27 protein-coding genes are annotated in these 25,012 nt (G+C 50.4%); 9 read left to right on the top strand and 18 right to left on the bottom strand.

Annotated elements, in window-relative coordinates; translation table 11 throughout:
• Nucleotide 1 precedes the first annotated feature (1 nt).
• From ABC502_RS03590 to mpl, 6 genes are all read right to left on the bottom strand, one after another.
• The gene (locus ABC502_RS03590; RefSeq protein WP_345914909.1) at nt 2–946 is read right to left on the bottom strand and encodes a hypothetical protein; all 945 of its coding nucleotides are present in this window, start codon (nt 944–946) and stop codon (nt 2–4) included.
• Nucleotides 947–985: 39 nt separating this feature from the next.
• Entirely contained in the window at nt 986–2,683 is a 1,698-nt protein-coding gene (gene panP / locus ABC502_RS03595; RefSeq protein WP_330086668.1) for a pyridoxal-dependent aspartate 1-decarboxylase PanP, read from the bottom strand.
• Nucleotides 2,684–2,775: 92 nt separating this feature from the next.
• Nucleotides 2,776–3,564, bottom strand: coding sequence for an ABC transporter permease (locus ABC502_RS03600; protein ID WP_330128240.1), 789 nt, complete (start codon nt 3,562–3,564; stop codon nt 2,776–2,778).
• Nucleotides 3,561–4,490: an ABC transporter ATP-binding protein gene (locus ABC502_RS03605; RefSeq protein WP_345914910.1), complete on the bottom strand. Its 930-nt coding sequence runs from the start codon at nt 4,488–4,490 to the stop codon at nt 3,561–3,563. Before ABC502_RS03605 ends, ABC502_RS03600 begins: the two co-directional genes overlap by 4 nt.
• Entirely contained in the window at nt 4,487–5,116 is a 630-nt protein-coding gene (locus tag ABC502_RS03610; protein ID WP_345914911.1) for a flavin prenyltransferase UbiX, read from the bottom strand. The genes ABC502_RS03605 and ABC502_RS03610 overlap by 4 nt, the downstream gene beginning before the upstream one ends.
• Nucleotides 5,106–6,503, bottom strand: coding sequence for a UDP-N-acetylmuramate:L-alanyl-gamma-D-glutamyl-meso-diaminopimelate ligase (gene mpl, locus ABC502_RS03615; RefSeq protein WP_345914912.1), 1,398 nt, complete (start codon nt 6,501–6,503; stop codon nt 5,106–5,108). The genes ABC502_RS03610 and mpl overlap by 11 nt, the downstream gene beginning before the upstream one ends.
• A 143-nt stretch (nt 6,504–6,646) precedes the next feature.
• Here mpl and ABC502_RS03620 point away from each other — a divergent pair, with 143 nt between their 5' ends.
• The 3 genes from ABC502_RS03620 (at nt 6,647) to ABC502_RS03630 (ending at nt 10,016) form a co-directional block, all read left to right on the top strand.
• Entirely contained in the window at nt 6,647–7,633 is a 987-nt protein-coding gene (locus ABC502_RS03620; protein WP_345914913.1) for a class 1 fructose-bisphosphatase, read from the top strand.
• 63 nt (nt 7,634–7,696) lie between these two features.
• Nucleotides 7,697–8,227 carry an inorganic diphosphatase gene (gene ppa, locus ABC502_RS03625; RefSeq protein ID WP_330086662.1) on the top strand — a complete coding sequence of 177 codons (531 nt, stop codon included), beginning with the start codon at nt 7,697–7,699 and terminating at the stop codon, nt 8,225–8,227.
• A gap of 169 nt (nt 8,228–8,396) precedes the next feature.
• Entirely contained in the window at nt 8,397–10,016 is a 1,620-nt protein-coding gene (locus ABC502_RS03630; RefSeq protein ID WP_330086661.1) for a methyl-accepting chemotaxis protein, read from the top strand.
• A 58-nt stretch (nt 10,017–10,074) separates the two neighbouring features.
• Here ABC502_RS03630 and ABC502_RS03635 read toward each other — a convergent pair whose 3' ends face one another.
• Entirely contained in the window at nt 10,075–12,297 is a 2,223-nt protein-coding gene (locus tag ABC502_RS03635) for an EAL domain-containing protein (RefSeq protein WP_330086660.1), read from the bottom strand.
• A gap of 256 nt (nt 12,298–12,553) precedes the next feature.
• Here ABC502_RS03635 and ABC502_RS03640 point away from each other — a divergent pair, with 256 nt between their 5' ends.
• On the top strand, nt 12,554–13,486 hold the full coding sequence (locus tag ABC502_RS03640) for a TIGR03899 family protein (protein WP_345914914.1): 933 nt from the start codon (nt 12,554–12,556) through the stop codon (nt 13,484–13,486).
• Here the strand turns inward: ABC502_RS03640 and ABC502_RS03645 are convergent.
• The 5 genes from ABC502_RS03645 to dusA form a co-directional block, all read right to left on the bottom strand.
• Nucleotides 13,449–15,539 (bottom strand): response regulator, encoded by a 2,091-nt coding sequence (locus ABC502_RS03645; RefSeq protein WP_345914915.1) that lies wholly within the window; start codon nt 15,537–15,539, stop codon nt 13,449–13,451. The two genes, ABC502_RS03640 and ABC502_RS03645, sit on opposite strands and share 38 nt — an antisense overlap.
• Nucleotides 15,540–15,578: 39 nt before the next feature.
• The gene (locus ABC502_RS03650; RefSeq protein WP_345914916.1) at nt 15,579–16,328 is read right to left on the bottom strand and encodes a TIGR04219 family outer membrane beta-barrel protein; all 750 of its coding nucleotides are present in this window, start codon (nt 16,326–16,328) and stop codon (nt 15,579–15,581) included.
• 10 nt (nt 16,329–16,338) lie between these two features.
• On the bottom strand, nt 16,339–16,782 hold the full coding sequence (locus tag ABC502_RS03655; RefSeq protein ID WP_330086656.1) for a copper chaperone PCu(A)C: 444 nt from the start codon (nt 16,780–16,782) through the stop codon (nt 16,339–16,341).
• Nucleotides 16,783–17,047: 265 nt separating this feature from the next.
• Complete coding sequence (locus tag ABC502_RS03660) at nt 17,048–17,299, bottom strand: hypothetical protein (protein WP_330086655.1); 252 nt, start codon at nt 17,297–17,299, stop codon at nt 17,048–17,050.
• Between the two features lie 218 nt (nt 17,300–17,517).
• Nucleotides 17,518–18,489, bottom strand: coding sequence for a tRNA dihydrouridine(20/20a) synthase DusA (dusA, locus tag ABC502_RS03665; protein ID WP_345914917.1), 972 nt, complete (start codon nt 18,487–18,489; stop codon nt 17,518–17,520).
• Between the two features lie 191 nt (nt 18,490–18,680).
• On the opposite strand from dusA, the gene ABC502_RS03670 reads away from it, so the two are divergent.
• From ABC502_RS03670 to ABC502_RS03690, 5 genes are all read left to right on the top strand, one after another.
• Complete coding sequence (locus ABC502_RS03670) at nt 18,681–18,926, top strand: hypothetical protein (protein ID WP_330086653.1); 246 nt, start codon at nt 18,681–18,683, stop codon at nt 18,924–18,926.
• Nucleotides 18,927–18,940: 14 nt separating this feature from the next.
• Nucleotides 18,941–19,429, top strand: coding sequence for a hypothetical protein (locus tag ABC502_RS03675; RefSeq protein ID WP_330086652.1), 489 nt, complete (start codon nt 18,941–18,943; stop codon nt 19,427–19,429).
• Complete coding sequence (locus ABC502_RS03680; protein ID WP_330086651.1) at nt 19,423–19,752, top strand: hypothetical protein; 330 nt, start codon at nt 19,423–19,425, stop codon at nt 19,750–19,752. The genes ABC502_RS03675 and ABC502_RS03680 overlap by 7 nt, the downstream gene beginning before the upstream one ends.
• A 200-nt stretch (nt 19,753–19,952) precedes the next feature.
• On the top strand, nt 19,953–20,393 hold the full coding sequence (locus tag ABC502_RS03685; RefSeq protein ID WP_330086650.1) for a transcriptional repressor: 441 nt from the start codon (nt 19,953–19,955) through the stop codon (nt 20,391–20,393).
• A 105-nt stretch (nt 20,394–20,498) separates the two neighbouring features.
• On the top strand, nt 20,499–20,972 hold the full coding sequence (locus ABC502_RS03690; RefSeq protein WP_330086649.1) for a chemotaxis protein CheX: 474 nt from the start codon (nt 20,499–20,501) through the stop codon (nt 20,970–20,972).
• Here the strand turns inward: ABC502_RS03690 and alr are convergent.
• From alr to rpsF, 6 genes are all read right to left on the bottom strand, one after another.
• Nucleotides 20,969–22,051, bottom strand: a complete 1,083-nt coding sequence (alr, locus tag ABC502_RS03695) for an alanine racemase (RefSeq protein WP_345914918.1) — start codon at nt 22,049–22,051, stop codon at nt 20,969–20,971. The genes ABC502_RS03690 and alr overlap by 4 nt on opposite strands.
• 2 nt (nt 22,052–22,053) lie before the next feature.
• Nucleotides 22,054–23,436, bottom strand: a complete 1,383-nt coding sequence (gene dnaB / locus ABC502_RS03700; protein WP_330086647.1) for a replicative DNA helicase — start codon at nt 23,434–23,436, stop codon at nt 22,054–22,056.
• A gap of 131 nt (nt 23,437–23,567) precedes the next feature.
• Nucleotides 23,568–24,020: a 50S ribosomal protein L9 gene (rplI, locus tag ABC502_RS03705; RefSeq protein ID WP_330086646.1), complete on the bottom strand. Its 453-nt coding sequence runs from the start codon at nt 24,018–24,020 to the stop codon at nt 23,568–23,570.
• Nucleotides 24,021–24,056: 36 nt separating this feature from the next.
• The gene (gene rpsR, locus ABC502_RS03710) at nt 24,057–24,284 is read right to left on the bottom strand and encodes a 30S ribosomal protein S18 (RefSeq protein ID WP_091343326.1); all 228 of its coding nucleotides are present in this window, start codon (nt 24,282–24,284) and stop codon (nt 24,057–24,059) included.
• Nucleotides 24,285–24,295: 11 nt separating this feature from the next.
• Nucleotides 24,296–24,598 (bottom strand): primosomal replication protein N, encoded by a 303-nt coding sequence (gene priB / locus ABC502_RS03715; protein ID WP_330086645.1) that lies wholly within the window; start codon nt 24,596–24,598, stop codon nt 24,296–24,298.
• A gap of 6 nt (nt 24,599–24,604) precedes the next feature.
• Entirely contained in the window at nt 24,605–24,985 is a 381-nt protein-coding gene (gene rpsF / locus ABC502_RS03720) for a 30S ribosomal protein S6 (RefSeq protein WP_091343369.1), read from the bottom strand.
• Nucleotides 24,986–25,012: the final 27 nt, after the last annotated feature.

Consider the following 25,012-nt stretch of genomic DNA (forward strand, 5'->3'; position numbering starts at 1 on the left):
ACTACCAGCATTCCGCGGCCAATCGGGATAACTCAAACCACTCGGCTACTTCAGGGGGCATCTGTATTTCAATGTGCTCTGACTGACCACGCTGGCTGCGGTGAAAACGCCACTCAGCTTTCAGAGCCGCCAGTTGTTCTTCTGCCTGCTGAACTTCGTCCTCCGAGAATGCTAAATGCGCTAACCAGGAACCAGAACCCGCGGACATCTGCTGCAACACAGGAGTTACCCAGAGATCGAATTTTTTCTGAGCCAGCGCAGCAATCAGCAGCTCACGATGTTGACTGAAGTATGGCTCTGGTAAGACACCACCCTCAGAATAAGTAAGCTCCAGCTGATTTGCCTCATCCAGAAAAAGCAATGCATTGATGGTGAAGGTGGTTGGCATATCCGCCAATGCTGCCTGATACAACCAAAACCGGGCCTGATGTCGATCCGGTTCTCGCTCTGGTTGTTGCTCAGTGTCGGTCAGTTCAACGCCCGGCTCGCCATAATAAAGAGCCAAAGCACGCATCGCCAAGACATTGCCAGCCTGCGCTTCAAGCAACATACCAGCTTCGCCCATTTGCCAGAAAAAGTCTTCACTCCAGTTATTAAACATCAGGTCCTGCTGAAACCAGGTGTCCAGCTCAGAGCGTCCAGGGTGCGCATGTAACTCTTCCACGCCAGGGCAATGCAGTGACTCTGCAGCGCTTTGGTCTGCTGTTTCAGGCGGGCTAACATTCTCGTGCCATTCACGATCAGTCCGAGCGCCAGCCCACTCCGGCGACACCTCAGAGTCAAGCTGAGACAGTGTAGAAACAGCTGGGGAAGTTTGCGTAACAGCGAGTGACGGCTCTGAAAGTGGAGCTGGTACTCTTTGCTGCTGCGGAAGCTCCTGGCGACTTTGCAGCCACCAGAACACCAGCAACAGTGCAGCGCCCAGCAGCCAGAGTACTTTCTTCACCCACGTCTCCATGCATTCATCGTTACAGAACAGTCGCCTTTAAGCCGCCAGCTCTTTCACCCACTGCATCAGCTTGGGGTATACCTGCCGGCTTTGGCGGGCAATCTCAGTTTGCTCCTGCAGGATATCGTGCAGAATATCCCGGGTAGTTAGCGGGTTGGCCAGTACTACCCGGAATACGATCATTTCCTGACGCTGGTACTGCTCCGGTGTTAAGCGGGTACGGGACACAAAGGATTTGCCCTGCTCACGTTGCCGCTTTTGGATAAATTTAGTCAGGCTATTTAGCAGCTCGTTGATTTTTTCACGCTGCTCCGGGCTGGCTTTCTGCAAAGCCAGCTGGACTTCGGCTGGCACGTAACGATACGTCAACAGACACAGCTCAGGTTCGCTGATCAATTCGAACTCGTTATGTGCCTCAATCAACTCTGCAAAGTAACGGGCTTTTTCCAAACTGCGATTGATCAGAATTTCGTAACCATCGCGGCCAATGACCTGCAAACAGGCATGCACCAGCATTGCCATGCCGGGACGGGAGCCTTCCAACGTTTGGCTACCCAAATCTTTCGAGCCTTTACGCAAAATGTATTCGGCGTGGTGCTCAATCGCATGAGCGCTGGATGGGTCTTTAAACACCACCATGCCGGCGCCCATCGGCACATACATCTGTTTATGGGCATCGATGGTGACCGAGTCGGCCCGTTCAATGCCGCTTAGCAGGTGGCGGTATTTTTCCGACAACAAGGTTGCTCCACCCCAGGCTGCATCGACATGGAAACAACATTGCAGCTCTTGCGCCAAATCAGCCAGTTGATGCAAGGGATCGATGTTGCCAGTCTCGGTAGTACCAGCCACGCCAATCACCGCCAGCACCCGGATATTTTTGGCTTGCAGCTCGGCGCAAATGCGGCGCATCTCGGCCATATCGACCTTGTTGTTGCCATCGGTTTTAACTGCAATCAAATCATCACGGCCAAGGCCCAGCACATCGGTGGCCTTGCCCAGTGAATAATGGCCGCGCTCGGAGATCAACACCGCCAAACCATCGTAACCATAGTGCTTCATCGCACGGAACAAGCCTTCACGGGCGATGCCTCTAAAGTCGCCATCTGGTCCTAATAAGCGGTTTCGGGCAATCCACAAAGCGCTGATGTTGGCGATGGTGCCACCCGAGCAAAAAGCCCCCAGCGCGTGATTGGCGCTGTGCATCCACTTGCTGTAAAAACCAGCCTCTTGCTGATACACCAGGTGGTGCATCATGCCCAGCACCTGACGCTCCAACGGCGTAAAAGCTTTGGAGGTTTCAATTTTGACCAGGTTCTGATTCAGCCCCACCATCATTTTCGACAGTGGCAGCACAAAATATGGCAAGGCCGAAGTCATATGGCCAATAAAACTGGGCGAAGCAGTGTGCACCGAATGCGCCACCAGCTTTTCCATCATGGCATCGGCATAATCAGAAACAAATTGTGGCGCCAACGGGATCTGAAAATCCTGAAAGTCACGCTCGATTTGCCACAGCGGTTTTTCCACCGCCACAATGCTTTCGCGCAGGAATCCGGCCAGATTCTGCGATATATTCTGCTCAATTTTGCTGAGCGTGGAATCCGGCGCTTCCGGCACGGTAAAAATCCGCCAGAGTGCTTCTTCCGATGCTGTCGCCTGCCGTTTACTCACATCTATCCTGCTCGTTGACCCCGGCTCTTTGGCCGGTAAGGGTGCTACAAAAAAGGGCATTTACTTTACTGCATGCCATGCGAAAAGTCTGCAAAAAACTGCAAAGCCCGGCTGGCAAGGTTGTCATATAGCCAGCCTCCGCCGCATCAACACTAACTACGTAAACCAATGCCTTTGTTGATCAAATACATCGCATAACTAAACAGTAGCACAATCAACAGCAACAGCAGGCCAAAGGCCAGCCACAAACTGATATCACTGATGCCTAAAAAACCAAAGCGAAAGGCGTTAACCATATAGACCACTGGATTGAGCGCCGCCACCTGCTGCCAGAAACCAGGCAGCAATTGCAACGAATAAAAGACTCCGCCCAGATACGTCAGTGGCGTCAGCACAAAGGTTGGGATAATGCTGATATCATCAAAGGTCTTGGCATAGACCGCATTGATCAGGCCCCCTAAGGCAAACACCATGGAGGTCAGCAGCACTGTCAGCACAATGATACCGATGTTGTGCAACTGCACACTGACAAAGAGCAAAGACACCAGGGTGACAATCAGGCCTACCAGAATACCGCGCGCCATGCCACCACCGACATAGCCCAGCACAATGATGTAATTGGGCACCGGTGCCACCAGTAGTTCTTCGACATTACGCTGAAACTTGGCACTGAAAAACGAGGAAGCGACGTTGGCGTAGGAGCTGGTGATCACCGACATCATAATCAGACCAGGGACAATAAACTCCATGTAGCTAAAGCCCCCCATCTCACCGATGCGTGAGCCAATCAGGCTGCCAAAAATGACAAAATACAGTGTCATGGTAATGGCTGGTGGTACCAGGGTTTGCACCCAAATCCGAAGAAAACGGTTGGTTTCTTTATTTAAAATACTTTTCAGTGCTACCAGGTAGTTGGCTTTGGAAAAGGTCTGCTGACTCATGCGCTTTGCTCTCCCCGCCCTTGCTCGACCAATGTCACAAACAGCTCCTCCAGCCGGTTGGCTTTGTTACGCATCGACAGTACCTTGACCTGTTGCTCGGTTAAGCGACTAAAGATATCGTTTAAGCCGGCTGATTTTTCCACATCCACTTCCAGACTGTGATCATCCAGCAGCCGGTAATGAAAACCATCCAGCTTCAATTCAGCCGGGTTGGTGTCGACATCCAGCACAAAGGTTTCCTGGCTTAGCTTGCTAAGCAAGGCTTTAATGCTGGTGTTTTCAATGATCTGGCCCTGATCGATAATGGCGATATTACGGCACAGCATCTCGGCTTCTTCCAGATAATGAGTGGTCAGAATAATGGTGACGCCCTGCTGGTTGATGCGACGCAAAAACTCCCACATTGAGCGGCGCAGCTCAATATCTACCCCGGCGGTCGGTTCATCCAGGATCAACAGTTTGGGCTCGTGCATCAAAGCGCGGGCAATCATCAGCCGGCGCTTCATGCCACCGGATAGCTCCCGTGCCCGGCTGTTGCGCTTGTCCCAAAGCCCTAACTGACTCAGGTATTTTTCGGCGCGAACTAAGGCCAACTTTTTTGGCACCCCATAGTAACCAGCCTGATTCACCACAATTTGCAGCACGGTTTCAAACTGGTTGAAGTTAAACTCCTGCGGCACCAAGCCCAGTTGGCTTTTCGCCAGCTCTAACTGCTGGTCGATATTGTGGCCAAATACCTCGACAGTGCCACCGCTCTTATTTACCAGCGAACTGATCACGCCAATGGTGGTACTTTTACCGGCGCCATTGGGGCCAAGTAACGCAAAGAAATCCCCCTGCTTTACTTCCAGGTCAATGCCTTTGAGCGCCTCTACCTTGTTTTTGTAGGTCTTGCTTAGTTGCTTAATATTCAGTGCCAGTGTCAATGCGCTTCTCCCTGATAGCCCCAACGGGCCAACAGTTGTTGTTCCAGCCCCAGATGGTCCAGCATTCTGGCCACCATAAAGTCCACCAGATCGTCAATCGAGCTTGGGTTGTGATAAAAGCCGGGTGCGGCAGGCATAATGGTTACGCCGAGCCGGGCCAGCTTAAGCATATGCTCCAGATGAATGGCATTGAGCGGGCTTTCCCGTGGTACCAGAATCAGCTGACCACGTTCTTTTAGCACCACATCGGCGGCACGCTCAATCAGATTCTCACTGGCACCGTTGGCGATCGCTGCCAGGGTGCCGGTTGAGCAGGGACAGACCACCATCTGCTTAGGCGCCGCCGACCCCGAGGCTACCGGTGAAAACCAGTCGTCTTTGCCATAGACCTTGAGTAAATGGGGTGAGCACTGCAGCAATTCAACCAATTGCGCCTGGCATTTTTCCGGTGCTGCCGATAGCTTAGTGCCATGCTCGGTGGCAAAAACGACCCGGGCTGCGCTGGAAATCAGCAAATGGACCTGCACCTGCTGTTGCAGCAAACACTGCAACAAGCGCCAGCCATAAGGTGCCCCGCTGGCACCGGTAAAGGCCAGAGTAATTTGCTGTATGGGTTTATCCGACATGCTCTGCTTCCCTTAATTCGATGGCCTTACGCAGCCGCTGATGCAAACCGCCAAAGCCGCCATTGCTCATGATCAGCAGCTGATCGCCACTGCTAAGCTCCGCCAGTACCGCCTGCTCTAACAAACCTAGCTCATCAAACAGCCGGGCTTTTTCGCCCAAAACTGCCGCCACTTGCTGCATGCCATCGGCGGCGCCTTTGGCCTGAAAAATAAACACCTGATCGGCAGCAGCCAACGCGGTTGGCAACGCCTGTTGATGCACCCCACGTTTCATGGTGTTGGAGCGCGCTTCCAGTACGGCCAGAATACGGTTTTGGCCCACTTTAGCACGCAGTGCCTGCAAGGTCGTTTGAATGGCTGTGGGGTGATGGGCAAAATCATCGTACAAGCGCACCCCGCACGCCTCGGTAAGCAGCTCCAGTCGTCGTTTCGGTGCCTGAAAAATGCACAGTGCCTCGATAGCAACGCTGACCGGCACTCCAACATGGCGGGCAGCTGCAATGGCCATCATGGCGTTATCGACATTGTGCTGGCCCAGTAAGTCCCAGTGCACTTCACCTTGCAACTCACCTTGCAGCCACACCGAAAAAGCCGAACCATCAGCTTTCAGTAACCGGCTTTGCCACTGTGCTTCGGTCGCTGAACCTGCACTGGCCTGAGCCGCATAGCTGTGCCGCTTACTCCAGTAGCCCTCCGCCAGCATCTGTTCGATAGCAGGTTGTTGCGCTGGTGTCAGGATCAAACCACTGGCAGGCACCGTTCGGATCAGATGATGAAACTGGCGCTGAATGGCGGCTAAATCGGGGAAGATATCCGCATGATCGTACTCCAGGTTGTTGATCACCAAAGTACGGGGCCGGTAATGAACAAACTTGGAGCGCTTATCAAAAAATGCCGTGTCGTACTCGTCGGCTTCAATCACAAAAAACGGGCTCTCCCCAAGCCGGGCCGAGACCTCAAACTGAGGCGGCACTCCGCCAATCAAAAAACCAGGCTTTAAGCCGGCCTGCTCTAAAATCCAGGCCAGCATGCTGCTGCCAGTGGTCTTGCCATGGGTGCCAGCCACAGCCAGCACCCAGCGCTGTTGCAGCACCTGTTCCGATAGCCACTGGGCACCGGAGGTGTAAGGCAATTGCCGATCCAGTACCGCTTCGACACAAGGGTTGCCGCGGGACAAGGCATTACCAATAATCACCAGGTCAGGGGCAGGGTCGAGCTGAGCCGGTTCAAACCCACTGGTCAGCGCAATGCCCAGCGCTTCCAACTGAGTGCTCATCGGTGGATACACATTGCTATCAGAGCCCGTCACCCGGTGACCTAAGGCTTTGGCCAGGGCCGCGATGCCGCCCATAAAAGTGCCACAAATTCCCAGAATGTGAATATGCATGCTATCAACTCATAATGCAGGTGACACCCATTGTAACAAAACTGCGGCTGGCTGCGATTGAAACTGCAATTTTGGCAAAAATTCTTTAAACTAGCGGGTAAAAATACCAGTACCTCACCTACACAGTAAAAAAAGGAATTCCCATGCGCCGTATCTCTCCGGTCCTGCAGCAAGATGGTGTCGATAGCGACCTGATTTCCCTGATAAAAACCATTCTGGCGGCCTGCCGCGAAATATCCTTTCGGGTCAGTCAGGGCGAATTGGCCGGGGTGCTTGGCTCCACCTTGTCGGAAAACGTGCAGGGTGAAACACAGAAAAAGCTGGATGTGATTGCCAATGAGTTGCTGAAAGAAGTGATTCTGGAAACCGGCGTGGTCAAAGCCATCAGCTCGGAAGAAGAAGACGATATTGTCGCCGGCAACCCCAGGGGCCGCTATCTGGTGACCTTTGATCCGCTGGATGGCTCCTCCAATACCGATATCAACAGCCTGATTGGCACTATTTTCTCCATTTTACCGGCACCAGCCGATAAAGAAGCCGACGATGCCAGCATGTTCCTGCAACCAGGAACCGCTCAGGTCGCTGCCGGTTATGTGCTCTATGGTCCGTCTACCATGCTGGCCCTGACCACCGGCAAGGGCACCCGCATGTATACGCTGGATAAAACCTACGGCGGCTTTTTGCTGACAGAAGATAAGGTCACCCTGCCGAAATACACCTCGGAGTTTGCCATCAATATGTCGAACCAGCGTTTTTGGCAGGCACCGATGCAAGGCTACATTCAGGATTTGCTGCTGGGCAAAGAAGGTCCGCGTGGCAAGAATTACAACATGCGCTGGATTGCTGCCATGGTGGGTGACGTGCATCGCATTTTGTGCCGTGGCGGCATTTTTGCCTACCCGGCCGACAACAAGGATGCCAACAAGCCGTATAAATTACGACTGATGTACGAAGCCAACCCGATGAGCCTGCTGATTGAACAAGCCGGCGGCCTTAGCATCACTGGCACCGAACGTATTCTGGAAATTCAGCCGGACGACATCCACCAGCGGGTGGCAGTCATTTTAGGCTCGCGCCATGAGGTGGAGACCTGTTTGGCCTACCATCAAAAGGCACTTTCGACCAATTGAGGATAGCCATTTCGATGGCTGTCGCTATAATAGCCGACATTTCATTCACTATAGGATAGCACCATGAGCTTAAGCGATGTAGCAGCAGGTAAGAACCTGCCAGATGAAATCAATGTCATCATTGAAATTCCGGCCAATGCCGACCCGATCAAGTACGAAGTAGATAAAGATACCGGTACTGTCTGGGTAGACCGTTTTATGGCAACGCCTATGTTTTATCCGTGCAACTACGGCTTTGTCAATCAAACCCTGTCGCTGGATGGTGACCCGGTCGATGTGCTGGTACCCACCCCATATCCACTGGTACCAGGTGCTGTGATCAAATGCCGCCCGGTTGGCGTGCTGAATATGTCGGATGAGTCTGGTGAAGATGCCAAAGTCATTGCAGTCCCGGTGAGTAAGCTGACCAAGCTGTACGACCATATCCAGGACATCAACGATGTGCCTGAGCTGCTGAAGCAGCAAATTCAACACTTCTTTGAGCGCTACAAAGAGCTGGAGCCTGGTAAGTGGGTCAAAGTGACTGGCTGGGCCGATGCGGCCGCTGCCAAAGCTGAGATCCTCACTTCTTTTGAGCGTGCGAATAAAGCATAAGCCTTGCCTTGGCAGAGTGTCACTGTGACCTCTGCCAATCACCTGCCAATCTGCTACGACAAACTTTTATTCATTTTTTCCGGCTTTCATGCCGCGTAACGCATCTTTCTGACTATACTGATAAAAGCACAAAAACAGCCCACCCGAAGTCTGAAGAGGCGAATACTCTATGGAATTTTTGAAACAGCTCTCAATCGCCAAGAAAATCTACTTAATACCGCTGATCGGTACCATCAGTTTCTTAATTTATCTGGCACTGGCTACCAACACCGCTCAAAATAACGCCCGCACTCTTGAAAACACCCGTGATGTACAATTCCCGGTGTTGCAGGCAGCAGAAAACAGCCTGGTGTTGCTGGAGCGGATCAGTGAGTCACTGGCCAGCGCCGTCACCACAGGGGATGAAGACTCATTGCTAGTGGCCCAGCAATTTTCCGGGCAATTAACGCAAAGCTTGCAGCGTATTGGCCAACTTGATCAACGCTTTGCTCAGGAGCTTCGTGCCATCAGTCAAAGCTTTGATAGTTACTATCGGGCGGCTTATACCATTTCGGAAGAAATGGTTAACAACACTGCTGACTTCACCACTCTGGCAGAGCGCAGTGAGCGAATGAATGAAAGCTATGAGCAGACGCTGCAATTATTATCCAGTTTTCGCGATGTCAAAGAAGCAGACTTTACTGCTGCCATTGATGCGGCCAGTCAGCAAGCGTCCCGCTTGATCATGGTAGGTATTTTCATGGGCCTTATCACCACTGTGGTCCTATTTGGTACCGCCATTCCTATAGTGTTGGCCATTCGCAATAACCTGAACAGCATCATTGCCTCCCTGCGGGATTTGGCCAAAGAGGATGGTGACCTTACGGTGCGCATTACCATACAAAGCAAGGATGAGCTTGGCGATCTCGGCTACTGGTTTAATACTTTTATGGAAAAACTGCAGGGCATTGTTAAAGATGTCGTCAACACTGCGCTGCCGCTTTCATCACTGGCTAAAGACCTTAATGCACTGACGGACGATACGAACAAAACCATTCAGGTGCAACAACAAGCAGCTAACCAGGCCCGACAAGCTGTCGATCAGATGAACCATAGCGTCATGTCTGGCGCCAGTAGTGCTAATGAAGCCTCGCATGCAGCCAATGACTCCGGCGAAGCCGCTAATCGTGGACAGACAACCGTGACCCAGACAGTAGACAACATAAAGCTGCTTGCTGGTAATGTGCAAGAAGCTTCCACCGTTATTACCCAGCTGGAAAACGATGCCAACAAAGTAGGGGCCGTATTGGATGTTATCAAAGGCATTGCTGAGCAAACCAACTTGCTGGCACTGAATGCGGCCATTGAAGCAGCCAGAGCCGGTGAGCAAGGCAGAGGGTTTGCAGTAGTCGCGGATGAAGTCCGTACGCTGGCATCCCGGACCCAGGCATCTACCGAACAAATTCAAAAGACCATTGAGCAATTGCAAAGTGCAGCACGCTCAGCAGTGCAAAAGATGGATCAAAGCACCAGCCAGGCAGATGAAAGTGTCGCATCAGCCAATCAGGCTGGGGAAGCATTAAGCCTGATAACCCAGAGCATTCATCAGATCCGCTTGATGAATCAACAGATTGCAGATGCAACCAAAGAGCAACAGCAAATGGCAACCACCATTGTGAATCACGTGGATGATATTTATACCCATACCGAGCACAGCGCAGCCAGTACCAACAACATCGCAAAAGCCAGTAGTGAGCTGGCAAGTCTGGCTCAAAGCTTAGAGCAGGTGGCGCGACAGTTCAGGGTATAAGTGAGCGCACAAAAAAGCCGGCAAAGCTCTCTGCTCTGCCGGCTTTTTACTAAGTACCTCATTGCTTTTGTTGTGCAATAAAAGCCTGCAGTTCATCCTTAGCCATTGGCTTAGCATACAAAAAACCCTGCACTTCATCACAGCCCATGGCTAAAATAGCCCGCTCCTGAGCAAGGGTCTCCACACCTTCAGCAATAGTGTGCAAGCCTAAGCGTTTTCCTAAGTTTACGATGGTCTCGGCAATCGCTGCGCCATTGCTTTTTTCAATGTCATTGACAAAAGTCCGGTCAATTTTAATCCGATCCAAGGGGAGTTGCTGTAAGTAACTCAGTGAGGAAAAACCAATACCAAAGTCATCAATTGCTACTTTAATACCAAAACTTTGCAGTTCTTTAAGTGCTGAAATCACGACTTTCGGATCGTCCATGACCACCGACTCAGTAATTTCCAGCTCCAATAACTCAGGCCGGACTTGGAGCTCATTGACACAATGGATCACCGACTCAACAAAGTGCGGACTACGGAATTGTGGCATGGAGACATTAACCGCTATACGCAGCCCTTTGTAGCCCAGCCGCTCTAATTCTTTTAACTGCAGACAAGCCTGCTGCAGCACCCAGGCACCAATTTCAACAATAAGGCCGGAATACTCGGCCAAAGGAATAAACACGGCTGGCGAAACAAAGCCTCCACCTTGTTGTGGCCAACGTAGCAGCGCTTCCATACCAATAACTTTGCGGCTTTTCAGACAAATTTGTGGCTGATACCACAACTGCAAACGATTTTGAGCAAAGTCTTGCCGCAAGGTGCGCAGTAAAGCAAGACGCTCTGCAGTTTCATCCTCCATCTGCTGCTGGTAGAACTCATAATTACGGCTAATGCTTTTCTTCGCCCGATTTAGCGCAATATAGACATGCTTTAAAATCGTTAAGCCTTGCTCACTACTTTCGGTTAAGCGGCAAAAGCCATAGGTTGCATCCACCTGTAAGCTGTGTTCAGAAGCTTGAAACGGCTCCAGAAAGAGTACATCCAGCGCCTCTGGGGTCAGTACTTTCTCCGACCCAATCATGCCAAACACATCGGCGCCAATTCGTCCAATTTGTGCATCGTTGCCAAATTCCTGCACCAACCGCTGTGTAATAGCAATTAATAACTCATTACCAACTTCTTGCCCTAAACCATCATTCACATCGGAAAAATGATTAATATCAATCAGCACTGCCACACTGTCTTTGGCCCCCAACTTACGTGTTTCGGCTAACAGGGCAGTAAATTCGTTTCGGTTTGGGGTTTTAGTCAGGGGATCTATATAGGCTGCATGGCGTAATTGCTGGAATAAGGTGACATTTTCATAGCCAACAGAAATATTGCTCAGAAAAACTTCCATCAGTTGGCGATCAAAGTCTTCAATCGGCCGGTTGGTTTCCAGGTACACCGCCGCACAATGGTGTTCTGCTCCCAGATACAGGGTAGTGTCTTTCTCGGTAAAAATGTTTTTTTTATCCTGTAGACAAGTATTGATTTGCTGAATAATACGCTTGTTGTTTATCCGCTCCAACCGACACTTAATAAAAGGCGCATAGTGCCCTGCGGCACCCAGTACGTAGATGGTATCAGCATTGCTGCCATCATCTTCAATTTGAGCGCAGAGCACCCCTTCGGCATCTAAGCCAATCAAAGAAGCAATTTGAGTAACCACGCCTTCAGAAAATTCATGCAGTGAATGCTGCTCTAGCAAGTTGGCACCCGCATTAATAATTTTCTGCAGGCCGACACGATTTTGATTGATGGTTCGAATTTGCTGGTACGAACGTAACGAAGCGATAATGGTGGTTACCAACTTACTGCGAGTCAGCTCTGTCTTGGTTTTGTAATCATTGATGTCGTACTCTTTGATCACACTTTCTTCAGGCGCATAACCCGGCTGGCCCGTTCGAAGAATAATACGGGTATCCTCCAGACCAAGCTCGTCCCGAATTTGTTCCACCACTTTTAAGCCGGCATCATCGGTTTCCATCACGACATCCAACAACACCAGGGCAATGTTGTCGTGTCGGCGCAGAAACTCAATGGCTTCTTTCCCTGAGTACGCATGATGAAAGACCAGGCGCTTGCCTTCCAACACCACATCAGACAGTGCTAATTTGGTTACCGTATGGATTTCATCATCGTCATCCACAATAAGGAGATGCCATTCACCCGTTGGATGATCCTGTGCATCTGCTTCCTCGGCATCATCCGCCAGGAACAGAAAATCATCTTGGTTTGCTTCTGATGCCATGCAAAGTCCTTATTTACCACATTCGAGCTGTTATCGAGCACTGATAACCATACCACGTCTTACTAATAATATACTCAGATCCATTAATCGCAATGTCTTACAGCCTGTTTCATTATAAATATCACGGAATTAATGCCGGATCCTCTGCTTAGGGCCTGCAAAGAACACTTTGCATCCCAACCCCTTAAACACTTGCATAATATTGACTCAACTGCGAGTATCAACAGTATGCGAGCTTGCCACAATCTTTAGATAAATGACTAAAGTAACTCCTTCAAAAGCAACAAATGAACTGGCTGCGGTACAACCAGCAACTGGTTCATCCAAGCCCAGGCAGGCCACTCAACAAAAAACCCGCCCAGCCAAACGAAAACAACCGTTCTCAATGAAGTACCAGCGCCTTGCGGCTTATGCCGGTGTACAACTGAGCCAGCAAACCGGTATCGATCATTTACCTTTGCAACAACGTCTGCAAAGGCGTCTGCGAATGCAGCAAGAGCGGCAGCAATTAAACCTTGAGCGTATTATCGCATTAAGCGCAGACTATGCACCTGAATACGTTGTAGACAGAGAAGTAGATCCGGATTGGTTTCATCATTACTGTGAACTGGCGCTCAATATCGCAAATCGTAATATGCAACAGATATGGGCAAAAATTCTGGCATGTGAAATTGCAGAGCCAGGTCAGTTCTCATTGAAAACCCTGTACATGCTAAAACAGATGAGTCACAAAGAAGCCCTGGCTTTGCAGCAAGCAGCAAGCCTGTGCAGCCGAAACAGTGCCGAAGGCTCGGGTCGTATTTATTTCGGTGTTTTCCAGCGCCCTTCCTTGTATCAGCTGTTAACCGGACGGGGTCAGGCTCTGCTTAATCTCAGCCAATTTAAACTCAGCTATCCGGATATTCTTAGCCTGATGGATACGGGGTTATTGCATCATGCCGAGATTGAAAGTGGTGAGCTGGCAAAAGGGGACAGCTTTCAGCTAACAATCCAGCAGCAGCATATGCTATGTGTGGCCCGAAAAAGTGGCTTGGTGCTGCAATATTACAAATTCAGTCCGTTGGGCGACGAGTTACTGCCTCTGCTTAGCCTGCAACCTCAACCCCATTACCTTGATGCCTTGCAGCAGCTGTTAAGCCGTTACTTTACCATTACTGAGTGTCCGCTTGGCGCTGACACCAGTTCATAAGCAGAGCTATTTTTTCAGCATCCAGAGGCTTAATCAGTACATCATCCATACCGGCTTGCTTAAATTGCTCAATTTCGTCTGGTAGTGCATGAGCGGTAAAAGCAAGGATAGGGATCTGCTGAAAAGCTGGCAACTGACGTAATTGCCGGGTAACTTCCATGCCGGACATATCTGGCAGCTGAATGTCCATTAGAATCAGCTCAAACTCGCTCTGTTGGCACTGCTGAAGCGCATCCTGGCCATTGATTGCTGCCGACAACTCAATCGAAGTAGAAGCCAGCATCGCTTGAATAAAGGCTTGGTTTGTCGCATTATCGTCCACCACCAAAAGCCGGAACGGGTTTGCCTGGGTTGGCAGCAGGCTTTGACGGGCACGTAGCAACTCGACAGCACTCACTGGCATGGCCAAAACATAGCCTGGCCGCTTTGCATGCCAGTACGCGAAATGCGAAGCACTACTTAGCCCTATGGTATTGCTTGCCTTTAGCCAGGCAAGCCATTGCTCGGTGTGGGCAGAGTCAGGCTCTGGTAATAGCAGCACCTTAAGGCTATGTGGTTGATTCGTAATATCTTGCCATTCCGACAGATTCTGACAATGCACCAATTGTCGACTCAAGCATTTGAGGCTTTGCAATTGCGGGGTTACTGATGGCACAGGCTCAGACAAGACATAGAGCTTATCTTCACTATTGACTGGGCTGCAAGTATGATAAACGCAAGGTATTGTAAGCTGTATCGAACTGCCCAGTTCATCCAGCGTAGAAACGGTCAACTCTGCCTGCAGCAAGCTACGGGCACGAAGGAATAGCTGGGTATCAGGTAAAAACGCTGCTTGTTCTGCTTGAATACTACTCTCTAACTGCTGGCAAATTGCTGCAGGTAACGACTCTCCCCGCAACACCAAGCGAAAGTGCAATAAGTTTTCAGTCGGACGCAACTGCCATTGCATACTTAACTGGCTATGCAGCGTATGTTGGCAACATAACCTCACTAAAGCCCGACAGCAGAGTGCAAGCGCTGCTGAAACGCAATCCAGCTCAAACTCAAAAGCAAGCAGGTCTTCTTCCAGCGTTAAGAGCTGTTCAGGACGCACAGAGTCTCGCCAGCCGGGCGCTTGTGCTGCAATCCAGTCTGCCAGCATGATCCGCTGCTTTGTTGCAGTGAGTTCTTCACTACTGACCAGGTCGGCCAGCATCGGACTTTGCCAGGGAGCAGGTGTCAGCAGCAACTGACGCAATAACAGCGCATGGTTTTGTTGCAACTGAGTCAGTGTGTTTTTCAGTTGCTGCTGCTGTTGCTCATAGCGCTGAGATTGCTCTGTAAAGCTTAGCTCCAACTCCCTGGCCTGCAGTTGCTGCTCAGACAACAGTGCCAGCTTGTTTTCTTGTGCCAGTTGCTTTTGCTCTATAGAGTCTGTCAGTTGGTACAAGGTTTCCGCAAAAGGCTGCTGCCGGCTTAAAGGCAGCAAAGACTCACCGGCTAACCAACGCATTGCAGCCTGCTCAGTGTCACTCAAGCCTTGCTGCAACTGATGACGCTGACGGTTGGCATGCAGCCACAACCCCAGCAGCAAACAGGGCAACCCTAACCAAATCACAAGTTGCCATAGCCACAAAGACCATGGAAATGGTGGACTACCAGCTTCGAGCAGCAAGTATCCCTCGATACGCTGCTCAACACGAATTGGCAGGCTGGATAACACTCGATCCTGATGCAACCAATGCAGTTGATGCTGCTCTGCAAACCAACTGGCATCAGGCTGTTCTAGCAAAGGATTTAATCCTGTCGAGCTGATCACCGCTTGTTCATTGTCGAACATAGTGATGGACACCACCGGAAAAGATGCCTGGTGTTGAGCGACCGAGTAAAGCATATTAATATCCTGCTCCCCTCCATCCAGCAACAACAGAGTCGTCGCCTTTGCCAGTAGCTGATTCATCCTTTGCAATTGCTGTTGAAAATCCAGACGAACTTGCTGATGTATCTGATAAAAAGATAAAGAGGCGGTAAAGAGCACCACAGACAGCAACCCCATGCCGAGTAATCTATTCATCCAGCCCTCTACCCATGACAATACCGCTTTATCCGGCTCTTAAAAGTTGACGGCAAAGCCGACAAAAACCCCCGAGTAATCCATATTGGTCGACACTCCCTGCATATTATCCAGCTCCACCTTGCTGGAACGGTACCCCAAGCGAACACCAGCATCCATCAGCATCATATCGACCAACTGAAATGCCAGGCCAGCCGAAATATCACGCACCTGATGCCGGCCGGGGGTCACACCATTTGCCTCAGCAAACAGCTGCCAACCAGTACCCGGCAAGGTAAGACGTGCAGCCGTATAAAGCATAGGGATACTGCCCTTGATCGACTGCTCACCGCTAAGCCCAGCCTGATTATGTGCTTTAGCATCACCATGAACACGCTTAACCATAGCCCCAAAATCCAGCTCAAACAAACTGTTATCCAGTAGCTCGTAGTACAAGATCGCATCCAGGTGTGATACATCCAGTGTTGAATTCAGCTGAGATCCTACCGCAAAGCTTTGCCCGCCCAGCGCATAGGTTTGTGCCAACTCTGCTCTACCTGAGTGCTTCAGGTTTTGGTAACGAACCGCCAGATTTGGCAACAAAGGAATAGGATGTTCCAGCGCCATGCCCAGGCTGAGTTGGTTTTTACTACGAAAATCAAAGGGGCTGCTGGCCCCGGTTTGCCCAAAAGAACCATCAGCACTGGCTTGCCAGCTATCCAGCTGTACTTTAACGGCAAAAAAATCGGCATAGGCTGGTGCGCTCAGTAGCGCAGGAAGCAGTATAAACATCGCATGTTTTGCTTTCATCAAGAGTCCCTTAACGACGTGGTGGTAACACTAATCTGGCATCAACCTGTAATTGAGTGCCATCATCGAACTGCAGTTGCAATGTCACCAATTCATTTTCTTCCAGGGATGTTGTCGGTTCGAACAACATTAAATGCAAGCCCCCGGGTTGTAATACGGTCTCCCCCGCTGCCGCGATATCAATTGCATCTACCTGAACCATTCGCATCATGCCATCTACGTGAGTATGGGTATGGAGTTCGATCCGGTTAAAAGCATCCGACTGCACTGCGACCAGCTGCCGCATTTGGGTGCTGTTATTACGTAGGGTCAGGTAGCCAGCCGTGACTGTCCGGCCAGGCATAGGTACCCGCACCAGAACATCATCTGCCTCAATAGAAACAGGCTGCGTTGCAATGGCTGGATGTAGTAAAAGAAGTAAACAGCTGAGGAATAACAAACCTAGTACTTTCATAGCACCCTCTTTATTATGAAATACAGAGGACTACAGCATATCCTTTCTGTTGCCGGGGTACTAGTCTTCGCACAACACAAGCGAAGAAAAAGTCAGAACACTAGCATGCATTAGAAGCCTAAGTAGGCACTACCGGTTAAGCCCGTACTGCAATTGTGGGCTTAACCTTCCGCCTTGGGTAGTAACCAGGAGCATACAGCAACCAGTGGCAGCATGCTCACTACCGGTATTAATAGCAACAAGAGCAGCTCGTCAATAAATGGCATTATTCAGCAGCCTCTTGCTTGTTTGTTTCGGACGACAACTCTACTTTTTCTGCAACTTGTGGAGCGGCCTGCTCAATCATTTGCTGCAAACTCTGTTTGACTGAGCGACTTAGCTGCTCTTGCAACTCTACTGCTTGTTTTTGCAGTAAATCTGTCATCAACTGACTGATATTGATCTCATTGGCTTGGGCCGGTACAAAAGCAGTGGCACAAAAAACAACAGCGGCAGTTAGCATCATTTTGGGGTTCATGGTCGTTCTCCTTGATTGTTTGGTCACTATGACAATCAAGGTATTTCAAGCGCTGTGCCAAGTTTTGGATACTGATGTTTATCCATAAAAATCAATACATTACAATCGACCATGACTTTTTTTACTGATGATGAACCAGTTGCACTATTCATGATTAGCGAATATGACCACTGAATTAGTCAAATTCACCACAGAATGGGAAGAATGTAACAGCCCGCTTAACGGCGCACTTGTGCCAATGCGGATAACAGCAATTCAGGTCCCGATTCCGGCAAGTGACCTCGCTCCGATAAGGTACGCCGCCACTGCCTGGCACCAGGCACGCCCTGAAATAGCCCTAACATATGGCGGGCAATCTGCCAAAAACGTGCTCCCTGCTGCATGTGCTGCTCAATGTAAGGTATCATCTGCTCCACCACCTCAAAGGGCGTTTTAGCAAAAGCAGCCTCACCATAGAGCTGTTCATCGACCTGACTGAGCAGCCAGGGGTTGGTATACACCTCACGGCCCACCATCACGCCATCCAAATCAGTCAGTTGCTGCTGGCAAGCCTCGATGCTTTTTAGGCCGCCATTGAGCGAAAAGCTTAAATGCGGGTAGTCCCGCTTTAATTGATGCACCCGAGGGTAATCGAGCGGTGGGATCTCACGGTTTTCTTTCGGGCTTAAGCCTTTTAACCAGGCTTTGCGGGCATGAATAATAAAATGTTCGCAACCAGCCGCTGCACATTGTTCTATCAGGGTAGTTAAAAACTCGTAGCTGTCCTGCTCGTCAATACCAATACGGGTTTTTACCGTCACCGGAATATCGGCCCGCAGCTTCATTTCTGCTACACAAGACGCTACCAGCTCCGGACGCGCCATCAGACAAGCGCCAAACATGCCGTTTTGAACACGGTCCGACGGACAACCAACATTGATATTGACCTCATCGTAGCCACGCTCGGCAGCCATTCTGGCACAGTGCGCCATATCCGCAGGGTCCGAGCCGCCCAGTTGCAACACCAGTGGGTGTTCCTGCTCGTTGTACGCCAGATAATCGCCTTTGCCATGAATAATAGCGCCCGTAGTGACCATTTCGGTGTAAAGTACCGCCCGCTGCGACAACAAGCGGTGAAAATAGCGGCAATGCCGGTCTGTCCAATCCAGCATCGGGGCAATGGAAAAGGTGTGATCAATGGCGGTAGTCAAAACAATCTCTCAGACAACAACACAGCTGACTATTTTACCACTGAACGGCGCACTGAAGCGAGTACACCAAAGCACCAGCATGACGAAAACATGCTGCGCAGGAAAATATCAGATTTTTATCGGAACCAATTTACCTGGTACTGGTGTACAGTAGTGCTGTTGTCATGTTCTAACCAAGCTACGGAGTATTTATGGAGATCAGTAATAACCCGTCGTTACAGACGCTGCAAAACCCGACTAACAGCACCAAAGTAGAGACACAACAGAATGCTGCCGTCATCCAACAACAGCCTGCAACCCAGAGCGATAGAGTGACCTTGTCTGCAGAAGCGCTGCAAAAGCTGTCTGCAGAAGCCAAAAGTACTGATTCAGGTGGTCAGCAAGCACAACCACTTGGACACGGCTGGGGTAATGAACCACCCGCGAAAAGCGGATAACTTAAGGAGAATACATGGGGTCTTTTATCACTGGTGCAGCCAGCTATTTTTGGCTATTTTGTGTGATTTCATTGATATTAGCCATGTTTTTAACTGCTGGAAAGTCATCACGATTCACACTACTGATCTGGGTTATAGCAGTTCTAGTTATGGATAAATTAGCCCCTATGATTTTGCAGATGTCAGATCAATACTTGGCCAGAAACTTGTGGTATCTGACTTGGATTGTGATTGATACTATAGCATTAGCTGTGATTGTAATTACCCATTCATCTAATAAGTGGGTGGTCGAACCCTTAACTAAATACATTGCGCTGTGCATGGTTGCTTCAGCTTCATTACAAGCAGCACGTTATTTTGATCGTATTATCTTCCAGACCGATCTGCTTGCTAGTATTTACAAATATGGAGTTCCAGCCATCAATATTGCGGTTGTGCTGGCAGTTGGGCTTTGGATTTTCTCATTGCTATCTTATAAAATTAAGGAAGCTTATCAATGTTAGCACTTATTGTTTCAACAACAATTATGTGCAGTGTGACTGCCTGTTTTTACCTTTATCGGCAACTTAGCTGCAAACAAGCAATTCTCTCAACAATCGAAATGGATGTCGCGCAGGCCATGCTACCCAGATCGCATAAGCTCTGCGAACGGGCCTGTGAAATTGATATCATCCCAGATGTGACTGCTCGTACTCAGGCCGACGAACAGTTTCGCGATGATGTCCACCAATACATGGCAGACTTTGAAGAAGAAGTAGCGGCACGTTTAAAAGGTAATGCTAACCTAGCCATCAAGTCCTATGGTGGTATTCGCATCAACCCATAATAAAGCTAAGGGGGCTCTGGCCCCTGCTGCTTTTCACAATCAGACAATACCTCAGCCGTTTAAACCATCACTGCTCATAACTGCTTGTATACCTGGCAGCTTAACCCTTTGCTTTTAACCCTGCACTTTGTCATGAAATTGCCAGATGCAACTTTAGCCCACTATGTTAAACTGAATGAAGTAATCTACAGGAGCCTGTAATGTCGGTTGAAGTTCTGGTTGATAAAGCGCGTTTGGTCTGCATGCAAAAAGGCAGTCGTTTTACAGCTATCCGCGAGAAAGTATTTCGTCTGTTGGCAAAAACAGAAAGCGGTGTTGGCGCCTATGAGCTGCTGGAAGAGCTAAAACAAACCGAGCCGGGAGCTAAACCAGCCACCATCTACCGGGCACTGGACTTCCTGACTGAGCAGGGCTTTATTCACAAGATTGAATCCAGCAATGCGTTTATGCTGTGTCAGCATTTTGATCATCAACACCCGGCGCAATTGCTGATTTGCGAGCAGTGTGGCCATGTCACTGAACTGCACTCGCACAGCCTGGATCACGCTTTTACCGAGCAAGCTGCTAAAGAAGGCTTTCGTATCCGCCGACAAACGATAGAAGCACACGGTATTTGTCATCGTTGCCAGGCAAACCATTAGTCCTGTATTCCCGTATACGGAAACTTGTGTATTGGCTAAACTCTATTACGCTTAATCAGTAACTTGTTGTGAATTATCTAAATTAACCAGACAGGCCTATTTTCCATGAATGTTGAATTCGTTAATCCTTTTCTATCGTCCCTGGTCAATGTGCTGGGCACCATGGCCAACACTAAAATAGTCCCAGGCCAACCACGGCTTAAAAAAGATGAAGTGGCGCGGGGTGATGTTTCCGGTCTCATTGGTATGGTTGGTAATGAAACCAAAGGCTCTTTTTCCATTACCTTTGAAGAGTCACTGGCATTGGAGATTATGTTCCGCATGCTTGGCGAGCGGCCAGCAAAAATCAACGAAGAAGTGACCGATATGGTGGGCGAAATCACCAATATGGTGACAGGTGGTGCCAAACGGATCCTGGGTGAGAAAGGCTATGAGTTTTCGATGGCCACACCGGTGGTGGTTTCAGGCCGTGAACACACCATTACCCATAAATGCGATGGCCCCAAAATTTTAATGCCCTTTACTTCTGATTTTGGCAAGGTACATATTGAAGTCAGCTTCGATAATATGGGCGGTTAATTACCGCCCATATAACTAAAATCTACCCTTGGGGTGATATTGCACAGCAACTCATAAGGAATGGTCCCAACCAGGGCCGCAATTTCCTCCACCGGCAAGCCCTGCCCCCACAGCACCACCTGCTCACCAGGCCTGATCATGGCATCGCCGATATCGACAGTGAGCATATCCATTGAGACCCGCCCAACCACCGGAAAGCGACGGCCTTGCATTAGCACGGGAGTACCATTGGGTACATTACGCGGATAACCATCGCCATAGCCTATCGCCACCACAGCCAGCCGGGTTGCTTGCTGCGCCTGCCAGGCCGAGCCATAGCCAACGGTTTCACCAGCCGCCACATCGCGCACGGCAATCACCCGGCTACACAGCGTCATCACCGGCTGCAAATCATGTTCAGCGCCTTGCTTGCATAGCAAAGGCGACACGCCGTACAGCATCAGCCCAGGGCGAACCCAGTCGCCATGGCTATGCGGCCAGCCAAGCACTGCAGCAGAATTGGCCAGCGAGATCTCTCCACGGAGTCCCTGTGTCCAATGGTGAAAGCGCTGCAGCTGCTCTGTGGTATCCGGACAGGCCAGATCATCTGCACAGGCAAAGTGCGACATCAGCCGGATACCAGGTGAGCAGTTCGGGCTTTGTGATAAGAGCTGATGCGCAGCCTGGTAGTATTCTGGCGGCAAGCCAAGCCGGTGCATACCGGTATCCATTTTCAGCCAGACCCGGATCGGTGCATCGAGTTCGGCGGCCAGAATGGCGTCGATTTGCTCTTGCTGGTGCACCACCACCTGCAAGTTGCTGGCAACGATTTGTGGCAACTCGTCGGCATCAAAAAATCCTTCCAGCAGCACAATGGGTTTCACAATACCACCGGCCCGCAGCGCCAGCGCTTCATCAAGCCGGGCCACACCAAAGGCATCGGCCTGTTGCAACTGCTCAGCAACGTTGAGCATGCCATGGCCATAAGCATTGGCTTTTAGCACCGCCAATACCTTGCAGCCTGAAGCAACCTCACGCACCCGCGCCAGGTTGTGTTTTAACGCCGATACATCAATCCGAGCGACCGGTTTACGCAGCATGCTTAATCCTCGTCGAAGCGGTAACTGCCGGCATAGTTATCAAAGCGGGAATACTGGCCGTGGAAAGTGAGCCGCACCCGGCCAATAGGCCCGTTTCGCTGCTTACCGATAATAATTTCGGCCGAGCCTTTATCTGCACTGTCTTCGTTGTACACCTCATCCCGGTATATAAACATAATGAGGTCGGCATCCTGCTCAATAGAGCCGGACTCCCGTAAATCCGAGTTCACCGGCCGTTTATCCGCCCGTTGCTCCAGACTTCGGTTCAACTGGGATAACGCCACCACCGGAACTTTCAGCTCTTTGGCCAGCGCTTTTAGGGAGCGGGAAATTTCGGCAATCTCCAGAGTCCGGTTTTCACTTAGCCCTGGTACCGTCATCAATTGCAGGTAGTCGACCATGATCATGCTCAGACCACCATGCTCGCGCGCCACCCGTCGGGCACGGGAGCGCACTTCGGTCGGTGTCAGGCCGGATGCATCGTCGATGTACATCTTGCCTTTGGTGTTCAGCAGTTCAATGGCTGAGGACAGCCGTGCCCAGTCTTCATCTTCCAGTTGACCGGTTCGAATGCGGGTTTGGTTTATACGGCCTACCGAGGCCAGCATCCGCATCATAATTTGTTCAGAGGGCATCTCCAGGCTGAAAATCAATACCGGCTTATCGCTGGTGATGGCCGCATGCTCACACAGGTTCATCGCAAAGGTGGTTTTCCCCATCGATGGACGGGCTGCAACGATGATGAGATCAGATGGCTGCAAGCCACTGGTCATTTTATCCAGGTCGACGTAGCCGGTCGACACCCCGGTCACCCCATCGTGTGGCTTACTGAACAGCTCATCAATTTTCTCAATGGTTTTACTAAGAATATCGTGGATTGGCTCAGGCCCTTCGTTGGCATTGGCCCGCTGCTCGGCAATTTTAAACACCCGGGTTTCGGCAAAATCCAGCAATTCGGCGCTGGTACGTCCCTGGGGATCATAGCCGGCATCGGCAATATCGTGCGCCACGCCTATCATGTCACGGATCACCGCCCGCTCACGCACGATGTCGGCGTAGGCCAGAATATTGGCAGCACTGGGCGTATTTTTGGCGATTTCGCCCAAATAAGCAAAGCCGCCAACATCGTCCAGTTGCTGATTTTGTTCCAGTGCCTGCGACACTGTAATCAGGTCCATCGGCTGGTTTTGTTCGGCCAGCTTGGTTAAGGCATTAAAGATCATCCGGTGTGCACGCAGGTAGAAATCCTGCTCCACCACTTTTTCCGCCACCCGATCCCAGGCTTCGTTATCCAGCATCAGACCACCCAGCACCGACTGCTCGGCTTCGATGGAGTGAGGTGGCATTTTTATCGCAGCAACCTGCTTATCTTTTTGCTTTTGCATAATTCCAAAATACGATGAAGTGACCTTGCCATCCTACCCCGAGGTGCAGCGAATAAAAAGCAAGGCAGGAAAAATTAGCCATAAAAAAAGGCAGCCCCGAAGAGACTGCCTGTTTTTTCAAACCAGACGGCTTAGGCTTCAGCAACAACAACCAGTTTCACGGTTGCAGTGACTTCAGCATGCAGCTGCAGGTCGATGTCGAACTCGCCAGTCTCGCGCAGCGTGCCGTGTGGCAGCTTGACTTCAGACTTAGCAACCGCTACACCAGCTTCGGTGATAGCGTCAGCGATATCGCGGGTACCGATAGAGCCGAACAGCTTGCCTTCATCACCGGCTTTCGAAGCGATGGTCACCTCTTCCAGCGCAGCAATTTGCTCAGCACGCTTTTGCGCAGCGGCCAGACCTTCAGCCAATTTGGCTTCCAGCTCTGCACGACGCAGTTCGAATTTTTCGATGTTAGCTTTGTTTGCAGGAACAGCTTTACCCTGTGGGAACAGGAAGTTACGTGCGTAACCGGCTTTCACTGCGACCTGGTCACCCAGACTACCCAGGTTAGCGACCTTGTCTAATAGAATAATGTTCATTGGGATACCTCTTCAGTATTCGGTTAAACCAGGCGATTAGCTGTGTGAATCGCTGTAAGGCAGCAAAGACAGGTAGCGAGCGCGCTTTATAGCACGAGCCAGCTGACGTTGATACTTCGCACTGGTACCCGTAATACGGCTGGGTACAATTTTGCCACTTTCAGTGACGTAGTTTTTCAGAGTAGCGATATCTTTGTAATCGATCTCTTTAACGCCTTCTGCAGAAAAACGGCAGAATTTACGGCGACGAAAATAACGTGACATAACACGATCTCCTAACGAATTTGTTCAATGTGTTGGGCATGCAACACCAGTTTTGCCTGGCCGTTGCGCTGCTGATGCCGGTTTAAAAAGCCCTGCACCCGCACCATATCTCCCAACAATAAATGCTGAGTTTGTTGTACCAAATCCCCACTGCAGACCACCTGAAGGCGAACATAGCATTGGCGATTTAATCCGGCTTCCTGTTGTTGGCTGCGATGCTCTAGCACCAGGCTCAACTGCGGGATACCGGCCGGACTTTCACTGCGCGCAGGCTGACGGCAAATTTGCCCAGCACACACCAGCAAATTGTCCATGACCCCTTACTCTTCTGACGCTGCAGCCTGATGCTCAGAATCACGAGGAGCACGCTCACGGCGCTCTTCACGAACCTTAGCCATTGGTGACGGCTCAACCACGGCACCATTGGTACGCATGATCATGTTACGCAGCACAGCATCGTTGAAACGGAACGTTGTTTCCAGATCGTCGATCACGTTCTGTGGAGCTTCCACATTCATCAGCACGTAATGCGCTTTGTGCAGTTTTTCGATTGGGTAAGCCAGTTGACGGCGGCCCCAGTCTTCCAAACGGTGAACAGTACCACCAGCTTCAGTGATAGAGCCAGTGTAACGCTCGATCATGCCAGGGACTTGCTCGCTCTGATCCGGGTGGACCATAAAAATAATTTCGTAATGACGCATTGCAGCTCCTTACGGTTAATTAGCCTC

The organism is Alkalimonas sp. NCh-2 (assembly GCF_039631345.1).
Classification (GTDB): Bacteria; Pseudomonadota; Gammaproteobacteria; order Enterobacterales; family Alteromonadaceae; genus Alkalimonas; species Alkalimonas mucilaginosa.